This window comes from Pseudomonas trutticola BRTCR10 (assembly GCF_056155105.1).
In genome coordinates this window covers 4,770,865-4,794,889 of record NZ_CM149552.1, presented here as the reverse complement: position 1 = coordinate 4,794,889, position 24,025 = coordinate 4,770,865, and the positions used below count along the sequence as shown (strand labels likewise).

Sequence of the window (24,025 nt, the reverse complement as noted above, 5' to 3'; positions counted from 1 at the left end):
CGGCCTCGCGTCCTGGTGAATTGCGTTGGTCAGGGCCGGTTTTTGACCGTGGTGCCGCTGTCCAGGCCGCTTTTGGCGGCGTTCGCGACTATAGCAGCAATGATTAAGTGCTTCAATTCCATAAAAATTGTTATCATCCGCGGCATGACAACTACTGCCCCTTCGACTCCAGGCGTTCAATTGCTTGAAGTCTCGCCGGAGTATGCCGGCCAACGAATCGACAATTTCCTCCTCGCCCGGCTCAAAGGCGTGCCCAAGACCTTGATTTACCGCATTTTGCGTAAAGGCGAAGTGCGTGTGAACAAAGGTCGGATCAAGCCCGAATACAAGCTGCAGGCCGGCGATATCGTGCGCGTGCCGCCGGTCCGCGTGCCTGAGCGCGACGAGCCGGTGCCTTTGGCGCAAGGTCTGTTGCAACGCCTGGAAGCCTCGATTGTCTACGAAGACAAAGCCCTGATCGTGATCAACAAGCCCGCCGGCATTGCTGTTCACGGTGGCAGTGGCCTGAATTTCGGTGTGATCGAAGCCTTTCGTCAGTTGCGTCCCGATGCCAAGGAACTGGAACTCGTTCATCGCCTCGACCGCGACACCTCCGGCCTGCTGATGATCGCCAAGAAACGCAGCATGCTGCGTCACTTGCACGAAAAGCTGCGTGGCGACGGCGTCGACAAGCGCTACATGGCGCTGGTTCGCGGTAACTGGGCGACCTCGATCAAGCAGGTCAGTGCGCCGTTGCTCAAGAGCAATCTGCGTTCCGGCGAACGCATGGTCGAAGTCAACGATGAAGGCAAAGAAGCCCTGACCGTGTTCAAGGTGCTGCGCCGCTTCGGCGACTTCGCGACTATGGTCGAGGCCAAGCCTGTCACCGGCCGGACCCACCAGATTCGTGTGCACACCCTGCACGCCGGACATTGCATCGCCGGTGACAGCAAGTACGGCGACGACGATTTCACCAAGGAAATCCGTGATCTGGGTGGCAAGCGCCTGTTCCTGCACGCCTACATGCTGACCGTGCCGCTGCCCGATGGCGGCAAGCTGACCTTGCAGGCGCCGGTCGATGAAATGTGGGCCAAGACAGTGGAGCGATTGAGTGCGCCCATCTGATTACAAACTGCTGATTTTCGATTGGGATGGCACGCTGGCTGATTCCATTCATCGGATCGTCGAGGCGATGCATTCGGCGTCCGAGCGTTCCGGTTTCGAGTTGCGCGACGATTTTGCCGTCAAAGGCATCATCGGTCTGGGCTTGCCCGAGGCAATTCGCACGTTGTATCCCGAGATCAGTGATGCGGAAATGATCGCGTTCCGCGAGTATTACGCCGATCACTACATCGCTGCAGAGGCTGTGCCTTCGCCGTTGTTCGAGGGTGTCGTTGAGTCGATGGCATCCTTTCGTGAGCAGGGCTATCACCTGGCCGTCGCGACCGGCAAGAATCGGCGTGGACTGGATCGGGTGCTCAAGGCCAATGGCTGGGAAGATTATTTCGATATCACCCGCGCTGCCGATGAAACTGCCAGCAAGCCACACCCTCTGATGCTGGAGCAGATCCTTGCGCATTGTGGTGTGCGTGCCGATCAGGCGCTGATGGTAGGGGATTCGTCCTTCGATCTGCTGATGGCGCGCAATGCGGGCATGGCATCTGTGGCGGTCAGTTATGGCGCGCAATCGATCGAATCGCTGCAGCAGTACGAGCCGCGCCTGTCGATCGACCGTTTTTCCGAATTGCATGCCTGGCTGGGTCAGCGGGCTTAATACGATTTTGCTGGGGTGGATGGCATGACCGATGAATGGAAGGCGCCGGCCAAGGCAGAGGCCGACGGCGGTGACGAGAAAAGCTGGAAGCTGTTGGAAAAGACCCTGCTGGCCGGCGTCCAGGAGCAGCGTCGTTCGCGGCGTTGGGGGATCTTCTTCAAGCTGCTGACGTTTATTTATCTGTTTGTTGCGCTGATCCTGTTCACGCCGTTGATGGACATGGAAAAGAGCGCCACCCGTGGCCCGAACTACACCGCGCTGATCGACGTTACCGGCATGATCGCCGACAAAGAACCGGCCAGTGCCGACAACGTCGTCGGCAGCCTGCGTGCGGCGTTCGAGGACAAGAAGGTCAAGGGTGTGATCCTGCGCATTAACAGCCCGGGTGGCAGTCCGGTGCAGTCGGGTTATGTCTACGACGAGATCAAGCGTTTGCGCGGTCTGCATCCGGATACCAAGGTCTATGCGGTGATTTCCGATCTCGGTGCGTCCGGTGCGTATTACATCGCCAGCGCGGCAGATCAGATTTACGCCGACAAGGCGAGCCTGGTCGGTTCCATCGGCGTGACAGCGGCGGGTTATGGTTTTGTCGGCACCATGGAGAAGCTGGGTGTCGAGCGCCGTACGTACACGTCGGGTGAGCACAAATCGTTCCTTGATCCGTTTCAGCCGCAAAAACCGGAGGAAACTGCGTTCTGGCAAAGCGTGCTGGATACCACGCACAAGCAGTTCATCAATAGCGTCAAGCAGGGGCGTGGTGATCGTCTGAAAGACAAAGAGCATCCGGAGCTGTTCTCCGGACTGGTCTGGTCGGGCGAGCAGGCGCTGCCGCTGGGGTTGATCGATGGTCTGGGTAACGCCAGCTCTGTTGCGCGTGATGTGATTGGCGAGAAAGAGCTGGTGGACTTCACTGTTCAGGAGTCGCCATTCGATCGCTTCTCGAAGAAGCTTGGTGCAAGCGTGGCTGAGCAGTTGGCGATGTGGATGGGTTTCCACGGGCCTTCGCTGCGCTAAGAAATCGCGGCATGGAAAAACCGGCCTTGATGGCCGGTTTTTTGTGGCTCAGGGAATCTGCACGCCTTCAACCAGCAGCATGTCGATCAGGCGAATCAGCGGTAGGCCGATCAGGCTGGTGGCGTCAGGGCCTTCGGTGGATTGAAACAGGCTTACGCCGAGGCCTTCAGCTTTGAAGCTGCCAGCGCAGTCGTAAGGTTGCTCGATGCGCAGGTAGCGCTCGATGCGCGTCTCGTCGAGCTGGCGCATGTGCACGGTGAAGGGCACGCAGTCGATCTGACATTGGCCAGTCTGGCTGTTGAGCAGCGCCAGGCCGGTCAGGAAGGTCACGCTGGCACCGCTGGCGGCCAAAAGCTGTTCGCGGGCCTTCTCGAAGGTGTGCGGCTTGCCGATGATCTGCTCGCCGAGCACTGCCACCTGGTCCGAGCCGATAATCAGATGAGCGGGGTGGCTGTCAGCCAGCGCCCGGGCTTTCTGTTCGGCGAGACGTTTGACCAGTTCGATGGCCGACTCGCCCGGGCGGTGACTTTCATCGATATCCGGTGAACTGCAGACGAACGGCAGGTGCAGACGGGCGAGCAGTTCCCGGCGATAAGTCGAGCTTGAAGCAAGTAATAAAGGCAGCATTCGCGTCTCCTGAGGCAGGTGCGAATTCTAACGGAGGCACGCAAGTGACGGACAGGGCACAATTTCCTTTGACATGGGTGGGTGCATCCCTATAATGCTGCGCCTATGTTGAATGACCCGATTCCACCTCACGTTGACCCGCGCAAATTGGCTGACCGTGGCACCACCCTTCAAGGTGAACTGCTGCTGGCCGATTTGAAGAGACTCTGCGACCCGCTTTCCGACGATGTCGGTACGGTGCAGGCGAAATTCGTTTTTGAACGAGATGAACGTAAATCTGTGGTGATCCACAGCTTTATCGACACCGAAGTCAAAATGATTTGCCAGCGTTGTCTTGAGCTGGTCACCCTGCCGATCCATAGCGAATGCAGTTACGCTGTGGTGAAGGAGGGTGCGAATACCCAGTCGTTACCGAAAGGTTATGACGTGCTGGAACTGGGCGAAGATCCATTGGATCTGCAGTCACTGGTCGAGGAAGAGCTTCTGCTTGCCTTGCCTATTGTGCCTGCTCATCATCCGGAAGAATGCCAGCAGCCGGCGGGAGCAGATGAGCCCGAACCGAGCGAGGACGAGGTAACGCGGTCCAACCCGTTCAGTGTATTGGCGCAGTTAAAGCGTGACCCAAACGTTTAGGAGTTAATCAATTATGGCTGTTCAGCAGAACAAAAAATCCCGCTCTGCCCGTGACATGCGCCGTTCGCACGACGCTCTCGAGGCTAGCACTCTGTCTGTAGAAAAAACCACTGGTGAAGTTCACCTGCGTCACCACGTATCGCCAGAAGGCGTATACCGTGGCCGTAAAGTGATCGACAAGGGCGCTGACGAGTAATCACTTGTCCGCTCAAGTCATCGCGATTGACGCAATGGGCGGGGACTTCGGTCCCCGCAGCATTGTTCAGGCCAGCCTTGCTTGCCTTTCTGCTACGCCCTCGCTGCACCTGACCCTTGTCGGTCAACCCTCCCTTCTTGAAGAATTGATCAATGGCCAATCGGCTGTCGATCGCGCGCGCCTGACGATTGTTGCGGCGAGCGAAGTCATCACCATGGACGAAAAACCGACCCAGGCGCTGCGTGGCAAGCCGGATTCGTCGATGCGTGTCGCCCTTGAGCTGGTGCGCGATGGCAAGGCGCAAGCCTGCGTCAGTGCCGGCAATACCGGTGCGTTGATGGCTTTGTCGCGGTTCGTTTTGAAAACTCTGCCGGGTATTGATCGTCCCGCCATGGTTGCCGCGATCCCGACGCAAAAGGGTTATTGCCAGTTGCTCGACCTTGGCGCCAACGTCGATTGCAGTGCTGAGCATTTATTGCAGTTCGCGGTGATGGGCTCGGTGGCAGCGCAAACGCTGGGTATCGCTCGTCCGCGCGTGGCGTTGCTGAATATCGGCACCGAAGACATCAAGGGTAATCAGCAGGTAAAACTGGCGGCAACGCTGCTGCAGGCTGCTCGTGGCATCAACTACATCGGGTTTGTCGAGGGCGATGGTCTGTATCGCGGCGAAGCGGATGTGGTGGTCTGTGACGGTTTTGTCGGCAATATCCTGCTCAAGTCCAGCGAAGGGTTGGCAACGATGATTGCTGCACGGATCGAAGCGCTGTTCAAAAAGAACTTTGCCTCGCGTGCGGTCGGCGCCTTGGCGTTGCCGCTGATGAAACGCTTGCAGGCTGATCTGGCGCCGGCGCGACATAATGGCGCAAGCTTCCTCGGCTTGCAGGGTATCGTCGTGAAAAGTCACGGTTCGGCCGGGGTTCAGGGCTTTCAGAGTGCGATTCAGCGCGCATTGATCGAGATTCAGGAGAATCTTCCCGAGCGCCTCCACGGTCGTCTGGAGGATTTGTTGTCTTAGGCGTTTTCGTCCGACAATGCTTAAATGTGACCGCCCGGTTCACAGGGCCATCCAACTGTCAGTTTCTTGCGTCCCCAAGCGGGGCGTCATTTTCCGACGACAAGATCATTAGGGGCTTGTTACATGTCTGCTTCCCTCGCATTCGTCTTTCCAGGACAGGGTTCGCAGTCCCTCGGCATGCTGGCCGAGCTGGGCGCGCAACATCCACTGATCCTCGAAACTTTCCAAGAAGCCTCTGCTGCTCTGGGCTATGACCTGTGGGCGTTGACCCAGCAGGGCCCGGAAGAGCTGCTCAATCAAACCGATAAAACCCAACCGGCCATTCTGACCGCCTCGATTGCCCTGTGGCGTCTGTGGCTGGCGGAAGGTGGCGCGCGTCCGGCATTTGTTGCCGGTCACAGCCTTGGTGAATACAGTGCACTGGTCGCTGCCGGCAGCCTGACGTTGGCTGACGCGGTCAAGCTCGTTGAGCGCCGTGGTCAACTGATGCAGGAAGCGGTTCCAGCGGGGCAGGGCGGCATGGCTGCCATTCTCGGTCTGGAGGACGCTGATGTGCTGGCAGCCTGCGCTGAAGCGGCGCAGGGTGAAGTGGTCAGCGCCGTCAACTTCAACTCGCCGGGCCAAGTGGTCATCGCCGGTGCCAAGGCTGCCGTTGAGCGCGCCATCGAAGGCTGCAAGGCCCGTGGCGCCAAACGTGCCATGCCGTTGCCAGTGAGCGTGCCATCGCACTGCGAACTGATGCGTCCGGCTGCCGAGCGCTTTGCCGAATCCATCGCCGCCATCGACTGGCAGGCGCCGCAGATCCCGGTGGTACAGAACGTCAGCGCGCAAGTGCCGGCCGATCTGGAAACCCTCAAGCGTGATCTGCTCGAACAACTCTACAAACCAGTACGCTGGGTCGAATCCGTTCAGTCCCTTGCAGCCAAGGGCGCGACCAATCTGGTCGAGTGCGGCCCGGGCAAAGTCCTGGCCGGCCTGAACAAGCGTTGCGCCGAAGGCGTTGCGACTTCCAACCTCAATACCCCAGACGCTTTCGCTGCCGCTCGCGCAGCGCAAGCCTGAATCAGGAGAAACTTGCATGAGTCTGCAAGGTAAAGTTGCACTGGTCACCGGTGCAAGCCGCGGTATCGGCCAGGCTATCGCACTGGAGCTGGGCCGTCAGGGCGCCATCGTGGTTGGCACCGCGACCTCCGCCAAGGGCGCCGAGGCGATTGCTGCCACGCTGAAAGAGCATGGCATTCAGGGTACTGGTCTGGAACTCAATGTCACCAGCGACGAGTCGGTCAGCAAAGTCATCGCGAGCATTCAGGAGCAGTTCGGCGCGCCGGCAATTCTGGTCAATAATGCCGGCATCACCCGCGATAACCTGATGATGCGCATGAAAGATGACGAATGGTATGACGTCATCGATACCAACCTGAACAGTCTGTATCGCCTGTCCAAGGGCGTTCTGCGCGGTATGACCAAGGCCCGTTGGGGTCGAATTATCAGTATTGGCTCGGTGGTGGGTGCCATGGGCAACGCAGGCCAAGTAAACTATGCAGCCGCCAAGGCCGGTCTGGAAGGTTTCAGCCGTGCAATGGCGCGTGAAGTCGGTTCGCGTTCGATTACGGTCAACTCGGTAACCCCAGGGTTTATCGACACTGATATGACGCGCGAGCTGCCTGAAGCACAGCGTGAAGCCTTGCAGACGCAGATTCCGCTGGGTCGTCTGGGACAAGCTCAAGAGATCGCGTCTGTGGTCGCTTTTCTTGCATCCGACGGTGCGGCATACGTCACTGGGGCTACAATCCCGGTGAACGGTGGGATGTACATGTAAGTAAAATGTGACGGATTGCTTCAAAAAAATGTCATACGAGCTGTCTAAAATCCGTTATAAAGCTGCAATCTATTTATAGGCAGAGGGCCGTAGGGTTTGAGGAGTGAAGCTTTCAGTTGAAAAGCTGAAAAGTCTTTCTATACACTTACCCACTGGCCAGCTGCCTGAATTTGTCCATTAGGAGTGAAAACAAGGTATGAGCACCATCGAAGAGCGCGTCAAGAAAATCGTTGCCGAGCAACTGGGTGTTAAAGAAGAAGAAGTGGTTAACACTGCTTCCTTCGTAGAAGACCTGGGTGCCGACTCCCTTGACACCGTTGAGCTGGTGATGGCTCTGGAAGAGGAATTCGAGACCGAAATCCCTGACGAAGAAGCTGAGAAGATCACTACTGTACAAGCTGCAATCGACTACGTTACTAGCCACCAGGCGTAATAGTTTGTAATCGTTGCTTGCTGTCATGGAAAAACCGCACTGCCATCATGGCGTGCGGTTTTTTCTTTAGGCCTGATGCAAAATCGTCATTTGAAAAAGGAGAGTGCTGTGTCGCGTAGACGCGTCGTAGTCACCGGTATGGGTATGTTGTCGCCACTGGGCACGGATGTGCCGAGCAGTTGGCAGGGCATTCTGGCTGGCCGCAGTGGCATTGGTCTGATCGAACACACCGACCTTTCTGCCTATTCCACCCGCTTTGGCGGCTCGGTAAAGGGCTTCAATGTCGAGGAATACCTGTCGGTCAAGGAAGCGCGCAAGCTCGACCTGTTCATTCAGTACGGCCTCGCCGCCGGCTTTCAAGCCGTGCGCAATGCCGGACTCGAAGTCACCGACGCCAACCGTGAACGCATTGGCGTGGCCATGGGTTCGGGGATCGGCGGTCTGACCAACATCGAAGAAACCAGCCGAACTCTGCATGAGACGGGCCCGCGTCGAATCTCGCCATTCTTCGTGCCAGGCTCGATCATCAATATGATTTCCGGTTTCCTGTCCATCCACCTGGGGGCACAGGGACCTAACTACGCCATCGCCACGGCGTGTACCACCGGTACGCACTGCATCGGCATGGCGGCGCGCAACATCATGTACGACGAAGCCGACGTGATGATTGCCGGCGGTGCCGAAATGGCCGCGTGCGGTCTGGGCATGGGCGGCTTTGGTGCTTCCCGTGCACTTTCGACACGCAACGACGAGCCAACCCGCGCCAGCCGTCCATGGGACAAGGGCCGTGACGGTTTCGTGCTGTCCGACGGCGCCGGGGCACTGGTGCTCGAAGAGCTTGAACACGCCAAAGCGCGCGGTGCGACCATCTACGCCGAGTTGATCGGTTTCGGCACCAGTGGCGATGCGTTCCACATGACCTCGCCTCCTGCCGACGGTGCCGGTGCTGCACGCTGCATCACCAATGCGCTGCGTGATGCGAAGATCAACGTTGATCAGGTGCAATACATCAACGCCCACGGCACCTCGACCCCGGCCGGCGACCTTGCCGAAGCCAACGCGATCAAGTCGGTGTTCGGTGAGCACGCCTACAAACTGGCGGTCAGCTCCACCAAATCGATGACCGGTCACCTGCTGGGTGCGGCGGGCGCGGTCGAGGCGATCTTCAGTGTGCTGGCGATCAACAGCCAGGTGGCACCGCCGACCATCAACCTTGATGAGCCGGACGAAGGCTGCGATCTCGATTTCGTGCCGCACACGGCGCGCAACATGGACATCGATGTCGTGCTGTCCAACTCCTTCGGTTTTGGCGGTACCAACGGTACCTTGGCATTCCGCCGGTTCGCGGGCTGATGGACAGCTGGGTCGACGGTCAACCGGCTGACGCTCTGTCGCTGAAAGATCGCGGCCTGGCTTACGGCGATGGTCTGTTCGAGACCATCGCCGTGCATTGCGGTCAGCCAGTGCTGTTGGATCGACACCTGACACGTTTGGCTGAAGGCTGTACGCGTCTGGCCATCACGACTGATATCGAGCTGGTTCGCCATGATCTGCTGAACTACGCGGCCGCGATGGGCGAGGGCGTGCTCAAGCTCATCCTTACCCGCGGCGACGGCCTGCGTGGTTATGCGCCCGATCCTGCGGCGCAGGCCCGACGTATTCTGCAAGGCAATCCGCCTGCGGTTTATCCCGCTGTTCATGCTGAACAAGGCATTCGCCTGTTTCCGTGCAGCACGCGTTTGTCCAAACAGCCATTGCTCGCCGGGCTCAAACACCTCAATCGCCTTGAACAGGTTCTCGCCCGTGCCGAATGGCAGGACAGCGAGCATGCCGAAGGCTTGATGCTCGATCAGGCCGGTCGGGTCATTGAAGGCGTATTCAGCAATCTGTTCCTGGTGCGTGACGGTGTGTTGATTACCCCTGATCTGAAACGCTGCGGCGTGGCCGGGGTGATGCGTGCCGAAATATTGTTTCAGGCCGAGTCATTGGCCATCCCCACTCAAATGGCCGACATCAGCCTTGAACAGCTGCAATGGGCCGATGAAGTCTTCGTCTGTAACAGCGTGTATGGCGTCTGGCCGGTACGCGCCTACGCTGCACTGAGCTGGCCGGTTGGCCCGCTCACCCGTAAACTGCAAACCATTGCCCGCGCCCTACTGGATGCCTGATTTGTGAGACGTAAACTTTTGCTGCTGCTGGAAACCGGACTGGTTCTGGCAGGGCTGCTGTTGGGCGCCAGCGCCTGGAAGATTCACAGTGCACTGGAACAGCCTCTGAACATCACGCAGGAAGAGCTGCTGGATGTGCCGAAAGGCTCTACACCGACTCGTACATTCCTTTCGCTCGAAACCGATGGCGTCATCAAGGACGCGTTCTGGCTGCGGATTTACTGGCGCTTCAATCTCGCCGGTACGCCGATTCATACCGGCGAATACCGCATGCAGCCGGGCATGACCGTTAACGGTCTGATCGACTTGTGGAAGCGTGGCGAAGTGGTTCAGTACAGCCTGACGCTGGTCGAGGGCTGGAATTTCCATCAGGTGCGCGCCGCGCTGGCGAAAGACGAGAAAATCGAACAGACCCTCAATGGTCTGAGCGACAGCGAAGTGATGGCGAAGATTGGCCACAAGGGCCTGTTCCCGGAAGGCCGCTTCTTCCCCGATACCTACCGCTTTGTGCGCGGGGTCTCCGATACCGAGCTGCTGAAAAAGGCCTTTGACCGTCTCGATGAGGTGCTGGCCAAGGAGTGGGAAAAACGCTCCGTCGACGCGCCTTACAAGGAACCTTATCAAGCGCTGATCATGGCCTCGCTGGTCGAGAAAGAAACCGGTGTGCCACAGGAGCGCGGCGAGATTGCCGGGGTCTTCGTGCGCCGCATGGCGCTGGGGATGCAGTTGCAGACTGACCCGACGGTGATCTACGGTTTGGGCGATCGCTACACCGGCAAACTGACCCGCGCTCATCTCAAGGAGCCGACGCCGTACAACACTTATGTGATTCCCGGTTTGCCGCCGACGCCGATTGCGATGGTCGGGCGTGAAGCGATTCACGCGGCGCTGAACCCGGTGGAAGGCACCAGCCTGTATTTTGTCGCCCGCGGCGATGGTAGCCATGTGTTCTCGGATGATCTGGATGCGCACAACAGTGCGGTGCGTGAATTCCAGCTCAAACGACGTGCGGATTACCGCTCCAGCCCGGCACCGGTCACGACGCCCGAAGCGGCTCCGGCGACTGATGAAGCAATTCCCGCGGCATCCCCGGACACCGCGCCGGAAGCGCTGCCACAGGTTGCGCCGCAGGAGTCTGCACCGACTCCGGAAGCCGCTGCTCCACAAAACGCGCAATGACTTTGAATTAAGGACTGCCTGTGACTGGCTTGTTTATTACCCTGGAAGGCCCGGAAGGCGCCGGCAAAAGTACCAATCGCGAATACCTCGCCGAGCGCCTGCGCGCCGCTGGTATCGAAGTGGTGCTGACCCGCGAGCCCGGCGGCACGCCGCTGGCCGAACGCATTCGCGACGTGCTGCTGGCGCCGGCCGAGGAAGTCATGAACCCGGACACCGAGCTGTTGCTGGTATTTGCCGCACGCGCCCAGCATCTGGCCGAAGTGATTCGTCCGGCACTGGCCCGTGGCGCTGTCGTACTCTGCGACCGTTTCACTGATTCGACCTATGCCTATCAGGGCGGCGGCCGTGGTTTGTCGCTGGAGCGTATCGCCGCACTGGAAGCCTTCGTACAGGGCGATCTGCGACCGGACCTCACACTGATTTTTGATCTGCCGGTGGAAATCGGCCTGGCCCGTGCCAGTGCTCGTGGTCGCCTCGACCGCTTCGAACTGGAAGGCCGGGCATTTTTCGAAGCGGTGCGCAGTGCGTTCCTCAGGCGTGCTGAAGCCGATCCTGCGCGCTATGTGCGCATCGATGCCGGTCAGCCGTTGGTCAAGGTTCAGCAATCGCTGGATACCTTGCTCCCGAACTTGCTGGAGCTGGCCCGTGGCTGAGGCCTATCCATGGCAGGACAGTCTCTGGCAGCAACTGGCCGGACGTAGCCAGCACGCGCACGCGTATCTGATGCACGGCCCGGCGGGAATTGGTAAACGCGCGCTGGCCGAGCGACTGATGGCCAGCCTGTTGTGCCAGCGCCCGACACCCGAAGCGTGCGGCGAGTGCAAATCCTGTCTGCTGCTCAAGGCCGGCAGTCACCCGGACAATTACATCCTCGAACCGGAAGAGGCCGACAAGGCCATCAAGGTCGATCAGGTGCGCGATCTGGTCAGTTTCGTGGTGCAGACCGCGCAACTGGGTGGGCGAAAAGTGGTCTTGATCGAGCCGGTCGAGTCGATGAACATCAACGCCGCCAACGCCTTGCTCAAGAGCCTGGAAGAGCCTTCGGGCGATACCGTTCTGCTGTTGGTCAGCCACCAGCCAAGCCGTTTGTTGCCGACCATCAAGAGCCGTTGTGTGCAGCAGGCCTGTCCGTTGCCGGGTGAGGCGATGAGCCTGCAGTGGCTGGCGCAGGCGCTGCCGGATTGTTCCGAAGAGGAGCGTGTCGAACTGCTGACGCTGGCCGCCGGTTCGCCGTTGATGGCGGTCAGTCTTCAGTCCCAGGGCGTCCGCGAGCAGCGCGCGCAAGTGGTTGAAGGGGTGAAGAAGTTGCTCAAGCAGCAGCAGTCGCCGACGCAACTGGCCGAGGAGTGGAAGAGCATTCCGATGCTGCGGCTGTTCGACTGGTTCTGTGACTGGTCGAGCCTGATCCTGCGCTATCAACTGACTCAGGACGAAGCTGGCCTCGGTCTGACTGACATGCGTAAAGTCGTGCAGTACCTGGCGCAGAAGAGTGCGCAGGGTAAAGTCCTCGAGATTCAGGACTGGATTCTCGCCCAGCGGCAGAAAGTCCTGAGCAAGGCCAACCTCAATCCGGCGCTGCTGCTGGAAGCATTGCTGGTGCAATGGGCGGGATTGCCTGGTCAAAGATAGGAATGTGTACCTAGACTCTGAACATCAGCAGTGGAGGTCAACATGAATGAACCGATAAGCCCCGGGCCGCGCAACGGCATTTTGTCCCTGACCATCAAGGACAAGTCGGTGCTTTACGCCGCTTACATGCCGTTCATCAAGAACGGTGGCCTGTTCATCCCGACCAACAAGAGCTACAAGTTGGGCGACGAGGTGTTCATGCTGCTGAACCTCATGGAGGAGGCGGAGAAGATTCCGGTGGCCGGCAAAGTCGCCTGGATCACCCCGAAAGGTGCGCAAGGTAACCGCGCTGCGGGTGTCGGCGTGCAGTTCAACGATGGCGACAACACCGCCCGCAGTCGCATCGAAACCCACCTGGCCGGAGCCCTCAAGTCCGACCGTCCTACTCATACGATGTAAGTTGCAGTCTTTTTTATGCTCGTAGATTCCCATTGTCACCTTGATCGCCTCGACCTCGCCGCCCACGACGGCTCGCTGGATGCCGCACTCGATGCAGCCCGGCAGCGCGGAGTAGGGCACTTTCTGTGCATCGGCGTCAGCGCCGACAACGCCGCCGATGTCAAAGCCCTGGCTGAGCGTTATGCCGATGTTGATTGCTCGGTCGGCGTGCATCCACTGGACGTGCAGCCGGGCGCAGCCCCTGCACTGGATTGGTTGCTGCACGAACTCAATCACCCGAAAGTGGTGGCGATCGGTGAAACCGGTCTGGACTATCACTACGAACCGGAAGCCGCCGAACTGCAGCAGGAGTCTTTTCGTCTGCACCTGCAAGCGGCGCAACAGACCGGCAAACCGGTGATCATCCACACCCGGGGCGCCCGCGCCGATACCCTCGAACTGCTGCGTGAGGCGGCTTTGCCTCAGGCCGGTGTGCTGCACTGCTTCACGGAAGACTGGGACATGGCCAAGGCTGCGCTGGATATGGGTTATTACATTTCCCTGTCGGGCATTGTCACTTTCCGCAATGCCGACGCGCTGCGTGATGTGGCGAGCAAGGTCCCGGCGGATCGCCTGCTGGTGGAAACCGATTCGCCGTATCTGGCGCCGATCCCTTATCGCGGCAAACCCAACCTGCCGCAGTACGTACGTGAAGTAGCGGAGTTTCTGGCGATGTTGCGTGGGGAAAACTACGAGCGTTTTGCCCAGCAGACCACCGAGAACTTCAAGCGGTTGTTCCCATTGGCTCATGTAAAAGCCTGAATCGCAGGCAAAAAAAACCCGGGTTCTGGGGGGTGAATCCGGGTTAAGACCATTAGGAGTAAAACAAAGGCACGCGGTCCCTTGGTACCTTTATCGGCGCGGCACTTGGGGGAGATGCCGCCCGACAGTTGAAGTATTGATCAGTCTGGCGTGCAGTCCAGTGAGGCGGTCGGGGTTTTTAAACAAATTTGGAATACGTTCGCTTCAGTTGAGTTCTCATTGCGCCCAAAACGTTCTCAAAACGAACAAGAAACACAGATATGGTCGGATGATCCGTGCATTTTTGCGCAAGTTAGGCATAATACGCGGCTTCGAATTTTGACCCTTCAGACCTTTTCTTATGCACAAAGAACCTCGTAAGGTCCGTGAGTTTCGTCGCCGCGAGCAAGAAATTCTCGATACCGCGCTCAAGCTGTTCCTCGACCAAGGTGAAGACAGTGTCACCGTCGAGATGATTGCTGATGCCGTGGGTATCGGCAAAGGCACGATCTACAAGCACTTCAAATCCAAGGCCGAGATCTATCTGCGCCTGATGCTCGATTACGAGCGCGATTTGAACGAGCTGCTGCATTCGGCCGATGTCGACAAGGACAAGGAAGCGCTGTCCCGTGCCTACTTCGAATTCCGCATGCGCGACCCGCAGCGCTATCGCCTGTTCGACCGCCTCGAAGAGAAGGTGGTCAAGGGCAATCAGGTGCCGGAAATGGTCGAGGAGCTGCACAAGATCCGTGCCTCGAACTTCGAACGCCTGACCCTGTTGATCAAGGGCCGCATCAGCGAAGGCAAGCTCGAAGATGTTCCACCGTACTTCCACTACTGCGCGTCCTGGGCGCTGGTGCACGGCGCCGTGGCGCTGTATCACTCGCCGTTCTGGAGCAACGTGCTGGAAGATCAGGAAGGTTTCTTCCAGTTCTTGATGGACATCGGCGTGCGCATGGGCAACAAGCGCAAGCGTGATCCGGAAACGCCGAGCAGCTGAATCATTCAGCAGCCTTATTGCGCCATGATTTCGCTACATGGCGCAGTACCGCAGGAATATACTCAGGCATAGGGCTTGCTAAAACTTGAATTCTGAGTCAAGTTTTAGCCGCTCGATTTTCCATCGCCGGAGTGATCATGATCGTTGACCGTCAAGGCAGGCGTTTTCGCAATTTGCGCATCAGCCTGACCTCAGCCTGCAATTACGCGTGTACCTACTGCGTGCCCAATGGCAAGCGGCTGGTCGCTGCGCAGGATGAACTGTCGGCCGAGGCCATGGCGCGCGGCGTGGCGTATCTGATCGAAGCCGCTGGCATCGAGCGACTGCGCATTACCGGTGGCGAGCCACTGGTCAGCCCCAAACTCGAATCGTTCATGACCGCCGTCGGCAAGATGGGTCTGGACGACATCAGCCTGACCACCAACGGTCAACTCCTCGCGAAAAAACTGCCGCTGCTGGTCGATGCCGGTTTGCGCCGGATCAACGTATCCCTCGATACCCTGGATGCGAATGCATTCCGCAGCATCGCCCGTGGCGGTGATCTGGCCACCGTGCTCGATGGCATGGACCAGGCAGCGGCGGCGGGGATGAAGATCAAGGTCAACATGGTGCCGTTGCGTGGGCAGAACCTCGATCAGGTGATGCCGCTGCTTGATTACTGCTTGGCGCGTGGCTATGAGCTGCGTTTCATCGAGCTGATGCGCATGGGCCATCTGGCTAAGGACTCCAATGCTTTCCTGCAGCAGTTCGTCAGCCTGCAACAATTGCTGGAGCTGATCGGCGAGCGCTATGAGTACGCGCAAACCGACGCACCGGTGGACGCCACCGCCGTGCGTTACGCCATTCCCGGGTTGGGCAACTTCGGTGTGATCGCCAACGAAAGTGTGCCGTTCTGCCGGACCTGCTCGCGACTGCGTCTTTCGTCGACCGGTTGGCTGCATGGCTGCCTGTCGTCGAGCAACCGTCACTATGTCGGGGATCTGCTGGACAAGCCGCGTCATCAGGCTTTGCCGGCGCTCCAGCGTCTGCTGGTCAAAGCCTTGGGCGACAAGCAGGAAGTGGCGTTCTCTGGCGGCGCGACTGTCATGAAGATCATCGGCGGCTGATTGTGGTGAGGGGATTTACCCCCGATGGGTTGCGGAGCGACCCCAAAACCATCCTCCTGATTCTGTCTGGCTCACCATAGATACCGAAATCACGACGGCTGCGCCGCCGAGCGGGAGCAAGCTCCCTCGCCACAAAGGCTTCATTTCAGGCCTTTGGGGCGTCATTTCAAATTCGATACCTGCACATTTTCAAGGACTGGCGCAAAAGCTGCATCCAACGGCCATTCGCCGGTTTTCCGTCACCGGCCACTGGAGGAATAGGATGCGTAGCCTGGTTTTGCTGCTGGCCGTTTTGGCGCTTGGCGGCTGTATGACTGTCAGCGATATGGCCGAAGGCACCCGCTATCAGATGAGCGATGCGGGGCTGCTCGATCATAGCGACAGTCGCCGCGTGAACAACTTCCGCATTCAACCGGATTCATTTATCTACATCGCCCAAGGCGCGTTCGCACCGCCGGGTGGTTCGTATCCGCGACCGAACGTGGTGGCTGAAGAGGCCTTCAAGGGCTTCGTCGAATACTTTCCGATGGTCCGCCGCGCTCGTGCGCCGGAAGGCCTTGATCAGGCCATGGGCGAAGCTCGCGATGCCGGTGCGCACTACCTGCTGTACACGCGTTTCGCCAAGGCTGACGACCGCATCGGCAACTCCGATGAGTGGCTCGACGAGGAAGCTGTGGATCGCCTCGGTATCGATGGCGGCGTGATTCAGATCATGTTGATCGAGACCAGCACCCAGTATTTGATTGATACTGCACGGATCAAGAGTCGTGGCGGTTTACTGACGTTCCACGACAACAAGCCCGAAGACCTGATCGGCCCGCCGCTGGCTCAATACGCGCGCAGCCTGCTGGGAGTCGGCGACCAATAATTCAAGGAGTACGCCATGAGTGGCCCGCAAAAAGCCAATGACCTGTTGGGACAGATCCCCAAAACCAAAGGCCTGCCGCCGGTGCACTTGTGGAACCCGGACTTCTGCGGCGATATAGACATGCGCATCGCCCGGGACGGCACCTGGTATTACCTGGGCACGCCGATCGGGCGCAAACCGATCGTCAAGTTGTTCTCGACGATCATTCGCCGCGATGGCGATGATTACTTCCTGATCACCCCGGTCGAGAAGGTCGGGATCAAAGTCGACGATGCGCCGTTTGTGGCCATTGCCGTCGAGGTTGAAGGCGAGGGTGAGGCGCAGCTTTTGCGCTTCACCACCAACGTTGATGAAACTGCCGAGGCCGGGCCCGAGCACCCGATCCGGGTAGAGATTGATCCGACGACGCAAGAGCCGGCGCCTTACGTGCATGTACGCACTAACCTCGAAGCGCTGATTCACCGCAACGTGTTCTATCAACTGGTGGAACTGGCGGTGAGCCGTGAAATCGATGGCCAGCGCTGGCTCGGGGTGTGGAGTGGCGGCGAGTTCTTCCGCATCGGCCTTGAGCCCTGACAAACGCACAACCCCCTGTAGGAGTGAGCCTGCTCGCGATAGCGGTGTATCAGTCAGCATAAATACCGACTGATCTACCGCTATCGCGAGCAAGCTCACTCCTACAGGGGGTTTGTGTTTCAGCTGAAAATCCCGATTGACTGTTATTCGTATGATGATTAGCTTGATGACCCATCGCAAACAGCTTTGAGGTATCCATGTCCAGCAGCTTTCATGCCTCAACGGTCGACTGGCTCGGCAGCTGGATTGCCGCCGGGCAGGTCAAACCGGGCCAGACCATGAAGGTCGAGGCCGATCTGGGCGAGCAGCTTGGCGTCAGCCGCACGGTCATTCGCGAAGCGATCAAAACTCTCGTTGCCAAAGGCATGCTCGAAGTCGGGCCAAAGGTCGGCACCCGCGTGTTGCCGGTGCGGCGCTGGAACCTGTTCGATCCGCAAGTCGTCGGTTGGCTGTCACGTAATGGCTTACCGGAAAATTTTGTCGATGACTTGCTCGATCTGCGTCGCACCATTGAACCGATGGCCGTGCGCTGGGCTTGTGAGCGCGCGACGCTGGAACAGATTGAAGCGGTGCAACTGGCTTACAACGCCCTTGAGCGCGCCGTCGACAGCGGCATCGATTACAACCGCGCCGATCAGGCCTTCCACGAATGCATCCTTGCCGCCAGCCACAATCAGTTCATCGAACAAATGGTCCCGGCCCTCGGTGCGTTGCTAGCGGTGTCGTTCGAAGTTTCTGCCGCCGATCCCGATGAACTGCGCCGCACCCTGCCGATCCACAAAGACATGGCCGACGCAATCGCCGCCCGGGATGCCGCGCGAGGCGTGTGGGCGTGCATGACCCTGATCGACAACGCAGACCTGGCAATCAAACGCTTTTACCCGAAAGTCATGGCCGATAAAAAAGCCAGTTAATGCAAATTCGGCTGTGGGAGTGAGCCTGCTCGCGATAGCGTCGTATCAGGCAAAGCTGCTTCGACTGATCCGCCGCGATCGCGAGCAGGCTCACTCCTACAGTAAAAACAAGAAAAATGGAGACAGTTATATGCCGTGGACCGCCGTCACCCAGCACCGCGCCCAACTTGGCGAAGGCCCGTTCTGGGACGCACCAACCCAAGCGCTGTACTGGGTCGATATCGCCGGTAGACAGGCCCTGCGCCTGATCGGCCAGAACGTGCAGATCTGGCAAATGCCCGAGCATGTTTCCGCGTTCATTCCATGCAACGGTGGCGATGCGCTGGTGACCCTGAGCAGTGGCGTTTACCGCCTCGATCTCGACTCCCCTGGACTCGAACCGCGCCTGACCCTGTTCTGCGTCGCCGACCCGCAACCGGGCAATCGTCCCAACGAAGCTCGCTGCGACGCGCAAGGCCGGTTATGGCTGGGCACCATGCAAAACAACATCGGCGAGCAGGGCGAAGATCTGCCGATCACACGCCGTTCCGGTGGATTGTTCCGTGTCGACCCCGATAAACGTGTCACGCCGTTGCTGCGCGGTCTGGGGATTCCCAACACGCTGCTGTGGAGCGACGACGGCACCACGCTGCTTTTTGGTGACAGCCTCGACGGCACGCTCCATTGCTACTTCATTCACGCCGACGGCAATCTCGATGCCGCACAAGTCTGGTACGGCCCGGATCAGCAGGGCGGCCCGGACGGTTCGGCGCTGGATGCGGAGGGCTATGTGTGGAATGCCCGTTGGGACGGCAGTTGCCTGCTGCGCCTGACGCCTGAAGGCAAGGTCGACCGCAGGATCGATCTGCCAGTCAGCCGCCCGACCAGTTGCGTGTTCGGCGGTGAAGACCTGAAAACCCTGTACATCACCAGTGCCAAGAGTCCGCACAACCATCCACTGGATGGCGCGGTGCTGTCGATGCGCGTGGATATTGCCGGAAAACTCTGTACGCGATTCGCTGGATAAATCCCAAAATATGGGATGCAAAATTATATATTGAGATTATTTGGCGGTCGGGTTTATAGTCGGCTCCAGCAGTAACACGCACTCACACTTAAAAAGAACAAAACAGGTGAAGTGATGCAGCGAATGTCTATCGCACTCCCCAATGGAGTCCGCGTCTCGCAACGGTTCGATGCCGTCAGCGACGCCTGCCTGTTTTGTTTCAAACGCCTTCCAGACCGGACATCGGCAGATGCCCGGTTTTTTTGCGCTTGCGAACAGGAGTCCTGATCCATGGCTGAACCACTTTCCCTGCCGCCGGTGCCCGCACCGCCGAAGGGTGAGCGTCTGCAAAACAAGGTCGTGCTGTTGACCGGTGCTGCCCAAGGCATCGGTGAAGCCATCGTTGCAGCCTTCGCCGCGCAACAAGCCAAACTGGTGATCAGCGACATTCAGGCGGAAAAGGTCGAGAAAGTCGCCGCCCAATGGCGCGAACAGGGCTTTGACGTGCAGGCACTCAAGACTGATGTGTCACGTCAGCAGGATCTTCACGCTATGGCCAGACGTGCAGTCGAACTGCATGGCCGCATCGACGTGCTGGTCAACTGCGCCGGGGTCAATGTGTTCCGTGATCCACTGCAAATGACCGAAGAAGACTGGCATCGTTGCTTCGCCATCGACCTCGACGGCGCCTGGTATGGCTGCAAAGCAGTGCTGCCGCAGATGATCGAGCAGGGCGTCGGCAGCATCATCAACATTGCCTCGACCCATTCCAGCCACATCATCCCCGGTTGCTTCCCGTATCCGGTGGCCAAGCACGGCTTGCTTGGACTGACCCGCGCACTCGGCATCGAATATGCGGCCAAGGGCATTCGCGTCAACGCCATCGCCCCGGGCTACATCGAAACGCAACTGAACGTCGATTACTGGAACGGCTTTGCCGACCCGCACGCCGAACGCCAACGCGCCTTTGATCTGCATCCGCCAAAACGCATCGGTCAGCCGCTGGAAGTGGCGATGACGGCAGTGTTTCTGGCTAGCGACGAAGCGCCGTTTATCAATGCTTCATGTATCACCATCGATGGTGGTCGTTCGGTGATGTACCACGACTGAACACTGCGGCTTCCATGCGGATAAATCCGCTTGAAATCCAATCATCATACGATATGACTATTTTCAACAGGCTTTGCAGAACCTTGCTTTAACGCTTTTCAAAATTTGGTCAAAAAAATAACAAGGAGTCAGCTTATGAAACGTCGTTTCGGGATTCGTACCCTGTGCAGTGCCGCCCTGGCGGTCACCGCGTTCAGCCTGAGCAGTGCGCTGCTCGCTGCCGATACCGTGAAAATCGGTTTTCTGGTCAAGCAGGCGGAAGAGCCGTGGTTCCAGACCGAATGGGCTTTCGCCGAGAAAGCCGCCAAGGACAAGGGCTTTGAACTGATCAAGATCGCTGTACCGGACGGCGAGAAAACCCTCTCGGCTATCGACAGCCTCGCGGCCAACGGTGCCAAGGGCTTCGTGATCTGCCCGCCGGACGTGTCGCTCGGCCCGGCCATCATGGCCAAAGCCAAGCTCAATGACCTCAAAGTCATCGCCGTCGATGACCGTTTCGTCGACGCCAACGGCAAGTTCATGGAAGACGTGCCGTACCTCGGCATGGCCGCGTTCGAAGTCGGCCAGAAGCAGGGCAACGCGATGGTCGCCGAAGCGAAAAAACGTAACTGGGACTGGAAAGACACCTACGCGGTGGTCAACACCTACAACGAACTCGACACCGGCAAGAAGCGCACCGACGGCTCGGTGAAATCCCTCGAAGACGCCGGCATGCCGAAAGACCACATTCTGTTCGCCGCACTGAAAACCCTCGACGTGCCAGGCAGCATGGACGCGACCAACTCGGCGCTGGTGAAACTGCCGAGTGCGGCGAAGAACCTGATCATCGGCGGCATGAACGACAACACCGTGCTCGGCGGCGTGCGCGCCACCGAAGCCGCCGGTTTTGCCGCGACCAATGTGATCGGCATCGGCATCAATGGCACTGACGCCATCGGCGAACTGAAAAAGCCCAACAGCGGCTTCTTCGGGTCGATGCTGCCAAGCCCGCACATCGAAGGCTACAAGACCGCCGAGATGATGTACGAGTGGGTCACCACCGGCAAAGAACCCCCGAAGTACACGGCCATGGACGACGTCACCCTGATCACCCGCGAGAACTTCAAGCAAGAGCTGGAAAAAATCGGCTTGTGGAACTGACGTCGCAACGGCCCGGACAGCCGGGCCGTCTGATCGTGTGAAGAGGTGTTTCAAATGCACGCGCAAGTACAGACAAATGACAACGGCGGCGGCAGCCTGCGCTTCAACGGGATCGGTAAAACCTTCCCCGGTGTGAAGGCGCTGGACGGCATCAGCTTCGTCGCCCATCCAGGACAAGTCCATGCACTGATGGGTGAAAACGGCGCCGGCAAATCGACCCTGCTGAAAATCCTCGGCGGCGCCTACATTCCGAGCAGCGGCGAGTTGCAGATCGGCGAGCGGACGATGGCCTTCAAATCCACCGCCGACAGCATCGGCAGCGGCGTCGCGGTGATTCACCAGGAGTTGCATCTGGTGCCGGAAATGACCGTGGCCGAGAACCTGTTTCTCGGTCACCTGCCGGCCAGCTTCGGCCTGATCAATCGCAGTACGTTACGCCAGCAAGCGTTGGACTGCCTCAAAGGCCTGGCCGATGAGATCGATCCGCAGACCAAGGTCGGCCGTTTGTCGCTCGGCCAGCGACAACTGGTAGAAATCGCCAAGGCGTTGTCGCGTGGCGCGCATGTGATTGCCTTCGACGAACCGACCAGCAGCCTCTCGGCCCGCGAAATCGATCGGTTGATGGCGATCATCGGGCGCTTGCGTGACGAAGGCAAAGTGGTGCTTTACGTTTCCCATCGCATGGAAGAAGTGTTCCGTATCTGCGACGCCGTCACGGTGTTCAAGGACGGCCGTTTCGTGCGTACTTTCGACGACATGAGCCAGTTGACCCACGATCAACTGGTGACCTGCATGGTCGGCCGTGACATTCAGGACATCTACGATTACCGCCATCGCCCACGCGGCGCAGTGGCGCTGAAAGTCGACGGCCTGCTCGGCCCGGGCCTGCGTGAGCCGATCAGTTTCGAGGCGCATAAAGGCGAGATTCTCGGGCTGTTCGGATTGGTCGGGGCAGGGCGCACCGAATTGTTTCGTCTGCTCAGTGGTCTGGAGCGCAACACTGCTGGACGCCTTGAATTGCGTGGTCATGAACTGAAACTGCGCTCACCGCGCGATGCGATTGCCGCCGGGATTCTGCTGTGCCCCGAGGACCGTAAAAAGGAAGGGATCATTCCGCTCGCCAGCGTTGCCGAGAACATCAACATCAGTGCGCGTGGCGCCAACTCCGGCCTCGGCTGCCTGATTCGCGGGCTGTGGGAAAAGGGCAACGCCGACAAGCAAATCAAGGCGTTGAAAGTGAAAACCCCGCACGCCGGGCAGCAGATCAAATTCCTTTCCGGCGGCAATCAGCAGAAGGCCATTCTCGGTCGCTGGTTGTCGATGCCGATGAAGGTTTTGCTGCTCGACGAACCGACTCGCGGCATCGACATCGGTGCCAAAGCGGAGATCTACCAGATCATCCATAACCTCGCCGCCGAGGGTATTTCGGTGATCGTGGTGTCCAGCGACCTGATGGAAGTGATGGGCATTTCCGACCGCATTCTGGTGCTCTGCGAAGGCGCCCTGCGCGGCGAAGTCAGCCGTGACCAGGCCAATGAATCCAACTTGCTGCAACTGGCTTTGCCGCGCCACCGCGCTGACGGCGTGGCGAACTGAGAGGTGACTATGATGACAACCCAGAAAGAAACCCTGCCGACCGAGCGCAAACCTTTGGATATGCGGCGCTTCCTCGATGACTGGGTCATGCTGTTGGCAGCCGTCGGCATCTTCGTGGCCTGCACGCTGCTGATCGACAACTTCCTTTCGCCGTTGAACATGCGTGGTTTGGGCCTGGCGATTTCCACCACCGGGATTGCCGCGTGCACGATGTTGTACTGCCTGGCGTCGGGGCATTTTGACCTTTCGGTGGGTTCGGTGATTGCTTGCGCCGGCGTGGTCGCGGCGGTGGTGATGCGTGACACCAACAGCGTGTTTCTCGGCGTCAGCGCAGCGTTGGTGATGGGTCTGATTGTCGGGCTGATCAACGGGATTGTGATTGCAAAATTGCGCGTCAATGCGTTGATCACTACGTTGGCGACCATGCAGATTGTTCGTGGCCTGGCGTACATTTTTGCCAACGGCAAAGCGGTGGGCGTGTCGCAGGAATCGTTCTTCGTCTTCGGTAATGGTCAGTTGTTTGGTGTGCCGGTGCCGATTCTGATTACTATCGTCTGCTTCCTGTTTTTCGGCTGGCTGCTGAATTACACCACTTACGGGCGCAACACCATGGCCATTGGTGGCAACCAGGAAGCGGCGCTGCTGGCGGGCGTTAACGTCGATCGCACCAAGATCATCATCTTTGCCGTGCACGGTGTGATTGGTGCGCTGGCCGGGGTGATTCTGGCGTCGCGGATGACGTCCGGGCAGCCGATGATCGGCCAGGGTTTCGAGCTGACGGTGATTTCGGCTTGCGTGTTGGGCGGGGTGTCGCTGAGCGGCGGGATCGGGATGATTCGGCATGTGATTGCCGGGGTGTTGATTCTGGCGATTATCGAGAATGCGATGAACCTGAAGAACATCGACACGTTTTATCAGTATGTGATTCGTGGTTCGATTTTGCTGTTGGCTGTGGTCATCGATCGACTGAAACAGCGCTGAGATCAAAAGCCCCTCACCCTAACCCTCTCCCGGAGGGAGAGGGGACTGACCGAGGTGTCTTGCGCTCTACATCGACCTGAAAAATCCCGTCGATTATGGATTCG

27 protein-coding genes are annotated in these 24,025 nt (G+C 58.8%); 26 read left to right on the top strand and 1 reads right to left on the bottom strand.

The features are described 5' to 3' along the window. Positions 1-144: 144 nt before the first annotated feature. Genes rluC through sppA form a run of 3 tightly spaced genes read left to right on the top strand, consistent with a single transcriptional unit; the run spans position 145 to position 2,767 of the window. Positions 145-1,104: a 23S rRNA pseudouridine(955/2504/2580) synthase RluC gene (gene rluC, locus ACVVH8_RS21765; protein WP_103306709.1), complete on the top strand. Its 960-nt coding sequence runs from the start codon at positions 145-147 to the stop codon at positions 1,102-1,104. Then, positions 1,091-1,753, top strand: coding sequence for an HAD-IA family hydrolase (locus ACVVH8_RS21760; RefSeq protein ID WP_213026282.1), 663 nt, complete (start codon positions 1,091-1,093; stop codon positions 1,751-1,753). The genes rluC and ACVVH8_RS21760 overlap by 14 nt, the downstream gene beginning before the upstream one ends. A gap of 24 nt (positions 1,754-1,777) precedes the next feature. Further along, on the top strand, positions 1,778-2,767 hold the full coding sequence (sppA, locus tag ACVVH8_RS21755; RefSeq protein ID WP_475226289.1) for a signal peptide peptidase SppA: 990 nt from the start codon (positions 1,778-1,780) through the stop codon (positions 2,765-2,767). A gap of 48 nt (positions 2,768-2,815) precedes the next feature. Here sppA and ACVVH8_RS21750 read toward each other — a convergent pair whose 3' ends face one another. Beyond that, positions 2,816-3,394 (bottom strand): Maf family protein, encoded by a 579-nt coding sequence (locus ACVVH8_RS21750; RefSeq protein ID WP_401304569.1) that lies wholly within the window; start codon positions 3,392-3,394, stop codon positions 2,816-2,818. Positions 3,395-3,499: 105 nt separating this feature from the next. Here ACVVH8_RS21750 and ACVVH8_RS21745 point away from each other — a divergent pair, with 105 nt between their 5' ends. The 23 genes from ACVVH8_RS21745 to araH all read left to right on the top strand — a co-directional run bounded on the left by ACVVH8_RS21745 (position 3,500) and on the right by araH (position 23,921). Next, positions 3,500-4,027, top strand: a complete 528-nt coding sequence (locus tag ACVVH8_RS21745; protein WP_475226287.1) for a YceD family protein — start codon at positions 3,500-3,502, stop codon at positions 4,025-4,027. Positions 4,028-4,040: 13 nt separating this feature from the next. Then, a complete protein-coding gene (gene rpmF, locus ACVVH8_RS21740; protein WP_003179396.1) occupies positions 4,041-4,223 on the top strand; it encodes a 50S ribosomal protein L32 in 183 nt (60 codons plus the stop codon). A 4-nt stretch (positions 4,224-4,227) separates the two neighbouring features. After that, complete coding sequence (gene plsX / locus ACVVH8_RS21735) at positions 4,228-5,238, top strand: phosphate acyltransferase PlsX (protein WP_475226284.1); 1,011 nt, start codon at positions 4,228-4,230, stop codon at positions 5,236-5,238. A gap of 123 nt (positions 5,239-5,361) precedes the next feature. Next, on the top strand, positions 5,362-6,300 hold the full coding sequence (gene fabD / locus ACVVH8_RS21730) for an ACP S-malonyltransferase (protein WP_475226281.1): 939 nt from the start codon (positions 5,362-5,364) through the stop codon (positions 6,298-6,300). Between the two features lie 16 nt (positions 6,301-6,316). Further along, positions 6,317-7,057 (top strand): 3-oxoacyl-ACP reductase FabG, encoded by a 741-nt coding sequence (gene fabG / locus ACVVH8_RS21725; RefSeq protein WP_025113014.1) that lies wholly within the window; start codon positions 6,317-6,319, stop codon positions 7,055-7,057. Positions 7,058-7,253: 196 nt separating this feature from the next. Beyond that, positions 7,254-7,490 (top strand): acyl carrier protein, encoded by a 237-nt coding sequence (acpP, locus tag ACVVH8_RS21720; protein WP_003175607.1) that lies wholly within the window; start codon positions 7,254-7,256, stop codon positions 7,488-7,490. A gap of 108 nt (positions 7,491-7,598) precedes the next feature. Further along, positions 7,599-8,843, top strand: coding sequence for a beta-ketoacyl-ACP synthase II (fabF, locus tag ACVVH8_RS21715; RefSeq protein WP_064120373.1), 1,245 nt, complete (start codon positions 7,599-7,601; stop codon positions 8,841-8,843). Beyond that, a complete protein-coding gene (pabC, locus tag ACVVH8_RS21710) occupies positions 8,843-9,658 on the top strand; it encodes an aminodeoxychorismate lyase (RefSeq protein WP_475226277.1) in 816 nt (271 codons plus the stop codon). Before fabF ends, pabC begins: the two co-directional genes overlap by 1 nt. A 3-nt stretch (positions 9,659-9,661) precedes the next feature. Next, positions 9,662-10,837 carry an endolytic transglycosylase MltG gene (mltG, locus tag ACVVH8_RS21705; protein WP_475226274.1) on the top strand — a complete coding sequence of 392 codons (1,176 nt, stop codon included), beginning with the start codon at positions 9,662-9,664 and terminating at the stop codon, positions 10,835-10,837. Positions 10,838-10,857: 20 nt separating this feature from the next. Further along, positions 10,858-11,490, top strand: coding sequence for a dTMP kinase (gene tmk, locus ACVVH8_RS21700; protein WP_475226271.1), 633 nt, complete (start codon positions 10,858-10,860; stop codon positions 11,488-11,490). After that, positions 11,483-12,466, top strand: coding sequence for a DNA polymerase III subunit delta' (locus tag ACVVH8_RS21695; protein WP_103306700.1), 984 nt, complete (start codon positions 11,483-11,485; stop codon positions 12,464-12,466). Before tmk ends, ACVVH8_RS21695 begins: the two co-directional genes overlap by 8 nt. Positions 12,467-12,508: 42 nt before the next feature. Beyond that, a complete protein-coding gene (locus ACVVH8_RS21690; RefSeq protein WP_103306699.1) occupies positions 12,509-12,865 on the top strand; it encodes a PilZ domain-containing protein in 357 nt (118 codons plus the stop codon). Positions 12,866-12,880: 15 nt separating this feature from the next. Continuing rightward, positions 12,881-13,666, top strand: a complete 786-nt coding sequence (locus ACVVH8_RS21685) for a TatD family hydrolase (protein ID WP_103306698.1) — start codon at positions 12,881-12,883, stop codon at positions 13,664-13,666. 340 nt (positions 13,667-14,006) lie between these two features. Beyond that, positions 14,007-14,645 carry a TetR/AcrR family transcriptional regulator gene (locus ACVVH8_RS21680; protein WP_007908276.1) on the top strand — a complete coding sequence of 213 codons (639 nt, stop codon included), beginning with the start codon at positions 14,007-14,009 and terminating at the stop codon, positions 14,643-14,645. A gap of 137 nt (positions 14,646-14,782) precedes the next feature. Continuing rightward, the gene (locus ACVVH8_RS21675; protein WP_103306697.1) at positions 14,783-15,751 is read left to right on the top strand and encodes a GTP 3',8-cyclase MoaA; all 969 of its coding nucleotides are present in this window, start codon (positions 14,783-14,785) and stop codon (positions 15,749-15,751) included. 262 nt (positions 15,752-16,013) lie between these two features. Next, on the top strand, positions 16,014-16,619 hold the full coding sequence (locus tag ACVVH8_RS21670) for a DUF4823 domain-containing protein (protein ID WP_093435410.1): 606 nt from the start codon (positions 16,014-16,016) through the stop codon (positions 16,617-16,619). A 15-nt stretch (positions 16,620-16,634) separates the two neighbouring features. Beyond that, the gene (locus ACVVH8_RS21665; RefSeq protein WP_475226267.1) at positions 16,635-17,195 is read left to right on the top strand and encodes a DUF1285 domain-containing protein; all 561 of its coding nucleotides are present in this window, start codon (positions 16,635-16,637) and stop codon (positions 17,193-17,195) included. A gap of 197 nt (positions 17,196-17,392) precedes the next feature. Further along, on the top strand, positions 17,393-18,109 hold the full coding sequence (locus ACVVH8_RS21660; protein WP_475226265.1) for a FadR/GntR family transcriptional regulator: 717 nt from the start codon (positions 17,393-17,395) through the stop codon (positions 18,107-18,109). Between the two features lie 130 nt (positions 18,110-18,239). Beyond that, positions 18,240-19,115: an SMP-30/gluconolactonase/LRE family protein gene (locus ACVVH8_RS21655; RefSeq protein WP_475226262.1), complete on the top strand. Its 876-nt coding sequence runs from the start codon at positions 18,240-18,242 to the stop codon at positions 19,113-19,115. A 270-nt stretch (positions 19,116-19,385) separates the two neighbouring features. After that, the gene (locus tag ACVVH8_RS21650) at positions 19,386-20,204 is read left to right on the top strand and encodes an SDR family oxidoreductase (RefSeq protein WP_315447640.1); all 819 of its coding nucleotides are present in this window, start codon (positions 19,386-19,388) and stop codon (positions 20,202-20,204) included. 135 nt (positions 20,205-20,339) lie between these two features. Then, positions 20,340-21,344, top strand: a complete 1,005-nt coding sequence (locus ACVVH8_RS21645) for a substrate-binding domain-containing protein (RefSeq protein WP_103306692.1) — start codon at positions 20,340-20,342, stop codon at positions 21,342-21,344. 54 nt (positions 21,345-21,398) lie between these two features. Beyond that, positions 21,399-22,940, top strand: coding sequence for an L-arabinose ABC transporter ATP-binding protein AraG (gene araG, locus ACVVH8_RS21640; protein WP_475226259.1), 1,542 nt, complete (start codon positions 21,399-21,401; stop codon positions 22,938-22,940). Between the two features lie 12 nt (positions 22,941-22,952). After that, positions 22,953-23,921 (top strand): L-arabinose ABC transporter permease AraH, encoded by a 969-nt coding sequence (gene araH, locus ACVVH8_RS21635; RefSeq protein ID WP_103306713.1) that lies wholly within the window; start codon positions 22,953-22,955, stop codon positions 23,919-23,921. The last annotated feature ends 104 nt before the right edge of the window (positions 23,922-24,025 follow it).

Bases quoted from the DNA above. Each gene is read 5' to 3' on its own strand.
- rluC (WP_103306709.1), top strand. From the start codon at position 145: ATGACAACTACTGCCCCTTCGACTCCAGGCGTTCAATTGCTTGAAGTC.
- sppA (WP_475226289.1), top strand. From the start codon at position 1,778: ATGACCGATGAATGGAAGGCGCCGGCCAAGGCAGAGGCCGACGGCGGT.
- ACVVH8_RS21750 (WP_401304569.1), bottom strand. From the start codon at position 3,394: ATGCTGCCTTTATTACTTGCTTCAAGCTCGACTTATCGCCGGGAACTG.
- ACVVH8_RS21745 (WP_475226287.1), top strand. From the start codon at position 3,500: ATGTTGAATGACCCGATTCCACCTCACGTTGACCCGCGCAAATTGGCT.
- rpmF (WP_003179396.1), top strand. From the start codon at position 4,041: ATGGCTGTTCAGCAGAACAAAAAATCCCGCTCTGCCCGTGACATGCGC.
- fabD (WP_475226281.1), top strand. From the start codon at position 5,362: ATGTCTGCTTCCCTCGCATTCGTCTTTCCAGGACAGGGTTCGCAGTCC.
- fabG (WP_025113014.1), top strand. From the start codon at position 6,317: ATGAGTCTGCAAGGTAAAGTTGCACTGGTCACCGGTGCAAGCCGCGGT.
- acpP (WP_003175607.1), top strand. From the start codon at position 7,254: ATGAGCACCATCGAAGAGCGCGTCAAGAAAATCGTTGCCGAGCAACTG.
- pabC (WP_475226277.1), top strand. From the start codon at position 8,843: ATGGACAGCTGGGTCGACGGTCAACCGGCTGACGCTCTGTCGCTGAAA.
- ACVVH8_RS21690 (WP_103306699.1), top strand. From the start codon at position 12,509: ATGAATGAACCGATAAGCCCCGGGCCGCGCAACGGCATTTTGTCCCTG.
- ACVVH8_RS21685 (WP_103306698.1), top strand. From the start codon at position 12,881: ATGCTCGTAGATTCCCATTGTCACCTTGATCGCCTCGACCTCGCCGCC.
- ACVVH8_RS21680 (WP_007908276.1), top strand. From the start codon at position 14,007: ATGCACAAAGAACCTCGTAAGGTCCGTGAGTTTCGTCGCCGCGAGCAA.
- ACVVH8_RS21675 (WP_103306697.1), top strand. From the start codon at position 14,783: ATGATCGTTGACCGTCAAGGCAGGCGTTTTCGCAATTTGCGCATCAGC.
- ACVVH8_RS21670 (WP_093435410.1), top strand. From the start codon at position 16,014: ATGCGTAGCCTGGTTTTGCTGCTGGCCGTTTTGGCGCTTGGCGGCTGT.
- ACVVH8_RS21665 (WP_475226267.1), top strand. From the start codon at position 16,635: ATGAGTGGCCCGCAAAAAGCCAATGACCTGTTGGGACAGATCCCCAAA.
- ACVVH8_RS21660 (WP_475226265.1), top strand. From the start codon at position 17,393: ATGTCCAGCAGCTTTCATGCCTCAACGGTCGACTGGCTCGGCAGCTGG.
- ACVVH8_RS21655 (WP_475226262.1), top strand. From the start codon at position 18,240: ATGCCGTGGACCGCCGTCACCCAGCACCGCGCCCAACTTGGCGAAGGC.
- ACVVH8_RS21650 (WP_315447640.1), top strand. From the start codon at position 19,386: ATGGCTGAACCACTTTCCCTGCCGCCGGTGCCCGCACCGCCGAAGGGT.
- ACVVH8_RS21645 (WP_103306692.1), top strand. From the start codon at position 20,340: ATGAAACGTCGTTTCGGGATTCGTACCCTGTGCAGTGCCGCCCTGGCG.
- araG (WP_475226259.1), top strand. From the start codon at position 21,399: ATGCACGCGCAAGTACAGACAAATGACAACGGCGGCGGCAGCCTGCGC.
- araH (WP_103306713.1), top strand. From the start codon at position 22,953: ATGACAACCCAGAAAGAAACCCTGCCGACCGAGCGCAAACCTTTGGAT.